Source organism: Streptomyces sp. NPDC054840 (genome assembly GCF_053611065.1).
This window is the reverse complement of record NZ_JBSGZP010000808.1, coordinates 1-3,000: the sequence shown is the minus strand read 5'-3', so window position 1 is coordinate 3,000 and position 3,000 is coordinate 1. Positions and strand designations below refer to the sequence as shown.

Annotated in this window: 3 protein-coding genes; 1 reads left to right on the top strand and 2 read right to left on the bottom strand. The window is 73.7% G+C overall.

All coding sequences use genetic code 11. From position 1 onward, the window contains the following. Positions 1–43: 43 nt before the first annotated feature. Positions 44–466: a DUF350 domain-containing protein gene (locus ACWGIU_RS34345; RefSeq protein WP_453712019.1), complete on the bottom strand. Its 423-nt coding sequence runs from the start codon at positions 464–466 to the stop codon at positions 44–46. Between the two features lie 95 nt (positions 467–561). Between ACWGIU_RS34345 and ACWGIU_RS34340 the strand changes: the two genes are divergently transcribed. Beyond that, the gene (locus ACWGIU_RS34340; protein WP_453712018.1) at positions 562–2,352 is read left to right on the top strand and encodes a GNAT family N-acetyltransferase; all 1,791 of its coding nucleotides are present in this window, start codon (positions 562–564) and stop codon (positions 2,350–2,352) included. A gap of 238 nt (positions 2,353–2,590) precedes the next feature. Here ACWGIU_RS34340 and ACWGIU_RS34335 read toward each other — a convergent pair. After that, on the bottom strand, positions 2,591–3,000 hold a 410-nt coding region (locus ACWGIU_RS34335), incomplete at its 5' end, for a hypothetical protein (RefSeq protein WP_453712017.1).

The window sequence follows — 3,000 nt, the reverse complement described above, 5'->3', positions numbered from 1 at the left end:
CCCCCGGAGGAGCGGCGCTCTCGTCAGGTACGGGTGTTCCGCGTCAGGCGATCGAGGCGGCGACGATCGCGGCCACCGCCAGGTTGCAGGCGGAGGACACCCAGACCGCCGGGTGGGGCTCCGGGTCGACGACGATGGCGCCGAGCTTGCCGGGGGTCACCAGGTCGAGCACGAAGAAGGCCACCGCCATCAGGATCAGGCCGAGCACGCCGAAGGCCGCGGTGGACAGCAGGCCCTTGCCGAAGTCCGCGTACGTCGTCCAGATCGAGGTGAAGACGATGCCACCGATGCCGAGGAGCGCGGAGCTGAGGAAGAGGGCCGCGTTGCGGTTGCGCTCCCCCCAGATCTGCTGGGGAAGCTTCCCGGGCGTCAGCACGTCCACGAGGACGATGCCGAGGATCAGCAGCACCAGGCCGAGGGCGCCGTAGGCGCTGGTGCGGCCAAGTCCGTTGATGATGTCGCTCATTGAGAAGCCTGTCTCCGCGTGGGTGGGAAAGTATGTGCAGTGGGGAGGCCGAATCTATCGCACGGCCTTGACGCGGACCATGGGGAGGTCAGCAGATGGTAAAGGTCAGGGCCGCGCGGCCGGCCGAGGCGGAGGACCTGACCGGGCTGGTGATGCGGTCCAAGGCGCACTGGGGGTACGACGCCGCCTTCCTGGCCGCGTGCGCCCCGGAACTGCGGATCCGGTCCGACGAGGTGACGGCCCGCCGTGTCGTCGTGGCCGAAAACCGGCGAGGGGAGGTCCTCGGGGTCGCCTCGCTGGAGGGGACTCCCCCGCGGGCGGGGCTCGGGCTGCTCTTCGTGGAGCCGTCGGCCGTCGGGCAGGGCGTGGGCCGGCTGCTGTACCGGGACGTGCTGCGGCGGGCCGTGGAGCTGGGGGTGCGCCGGCTGGTGATCGACTCCGATCCGCACGCGGCCGGGTTCTACCGGGCGATGGGAGCGGTGGCGGTGGCCGCGCCCGCCGGGGAGGCCGGCGGTCCGGCCCTGGTCCGGTTCGAGGTGGCGCCGGTTCCGCTCGCCGGCTGGGCGCGGGCCTGGACCGGTGGCGGGCGGGCCGTGCACCTGGGCAATGTCGGTGAGTTCAACGCGCAGTTCGCCGACGCCACCCTGGACCGGGAACAGCGGCCCGCGCACCACTACGCGTGCCTCGCCGCCTTCTACAGTCCCCACCCGGCCGCGCTGGTGCTGCCGCGGCCGGTGCCGCGGGGCTGGATCGATCTGGTCTGCCGCCAGCTGGGCTGGACCGGGGTCGAGGTGTACGACGGCCTGCTGGAGGCGGATCCCGGCCTCGCCGATGCCGTACGGGCCCGGCCGGCGCTGGCCGCGCTGCTCACCGGGGCCGGGCTGCCCCTCGTACCGTGGGGGCGCACCCGGTCGTTCGGGCGGCTCGCGGGCCGGCCGTGGCGGCCCGGGGAACTGCGCTACGAGTCGAAGTCGGCGGCGCACGGGCTCTTCGGGCGGATCCTGGCGGACGGCGGGCATCCCGGGATCGTGCTCCCCCGGCAGTGGCGGGCCGACGGGCGGTGGGCGGCGGCCCGGATGCTGGCGGCCCGGACCAGGGCGGGCGAGAGCACCGTTCTGAAATCGGAGCACGGTGTCGGGGGGTCGGGCACCACGGTGCTCACCCCCGCGCGGGTCCGCGCCGCGGGCGGGGCACGGGCCGTGCTGCGACGGCTGCCGCGCGGGCCGCTGCTGGTGGAGGAGTACGTCGGCGGTGCGGCGTCCGCGGCCGGCGAGGGCCCCCGGGATCTGACGTACGACGGCTTCGTCGACGACGCGGGCCGTGCGCACGAGGTGGGCGGGGCCGTGATGGAGGTGGCGGACGGCTGCTACCGGGGTGCGACGGTGGGCCCCGGTGTGGTGCCCGCGTGGGCGGAGAAATCCCTCGGCGCCTTCGGCACGGCGGTGGGTCGGGAGCTGGCGGATTCCGGCTACCGGGGCTGGTTCGACGTGGACTTCGTCGCCGACGGGGCGGGGCGGCTCGCGCCGACCGAGACGAACCTGCGGCTGACCGGGCCGTCCATCGCCTTCATGGTGGCGGCCCGGCTCGACGCGCTGCGGGGCGCTGGTCATCTCGTACGGATCGCCGACCGGGTGGAACTGGGCGCGCGGTTGCCGGAGGCGCAACTGGACGAGTTGTGCGCGGTCCTGGCGCGTGGCTGCGCGGAGCTCGGGGCGGTGTTCGTGCCGGCGATCCCGACCGGGGCCTTCGAACCGGCGCCCTGGCTGGGTGTGCTGGTGGCCGCGCACAGCAGGGAGGTGCTGGACGCGGCCGAGGCACTGGTGCGGACCGAGGCCCTGGCGGTCGGGGCGATGTTCGGCCCGTCCCCCTCCACCCGCGGATCGTGATCTTCATGTCCGGGCACTCGTCGCCGATCGTGGACGGCCGGGCTCGAGCGGGGTGGCGTCTGCGCCGGTCGGACCGATCGGACCAACCCGGGATGTGAAACGGCCCCGCCCGTTGCCGTCGAGCCAGGCCGCCCGGCGGGTCAGTCCTTGTCGCGGCGGCTCCGCCCCGGGCGCACCTCCCGGCGATGCGGCCGACAGGACCTCGATCGCCTCCTGCCGGCTGCGGTCAGTGGTCGGGTCATTCGTCGACGGGGTCGTGGAAGTCGAAGGGGTCGGCCGGTTTGCTGACGACGTAGGCCGCGACGACGACGCCCGCGATCATCAGGGGGATGTTGAAGGCGTAGACGAGCGCGGCCTGACGCGGCCAGTCCTGTTTGGCGGCCAGCCGGTAGAGGTTGTCCTGCGGCCACCAGGCCAAGAGCAGGTACGTCACCGCCAGATGGGCGGCCACGGTGAGGGAGGGGCCACGGCGTTGGCGCAGCATCCGGGCGCGGCCGCCGAAGAGGAAGACCACCCCGACCCCGAAGGCGACACACTCGAACAGGTAGAGCAGGGAGAACAGGAACGCCCAGGGCTGCGGCACTCCGGTGAGGTCGGTCGATCCGGGCCACAGGAGATTCGTGATGATCAGGGCGATGAGGCCCAGTC

What these genes read in the sequence shown, in the direction of transcription:
- ACWGIU_RS34345 (WP_453712019.1), bottom strand. Translation starts at nt 466, where the DNA reads ATGAGCGACATCATCAACGGACTTGGCCGCACCAGCGCCTACGGCGCC.
- ACWGIU_RS34340 (WP_453712018.1), top strand. Translation starts at nt 562, where the DNA reads ATGGTAAAGGTCAGGGCCGCGCGGCCGGCCGAGGCGGAGGACCTGACC.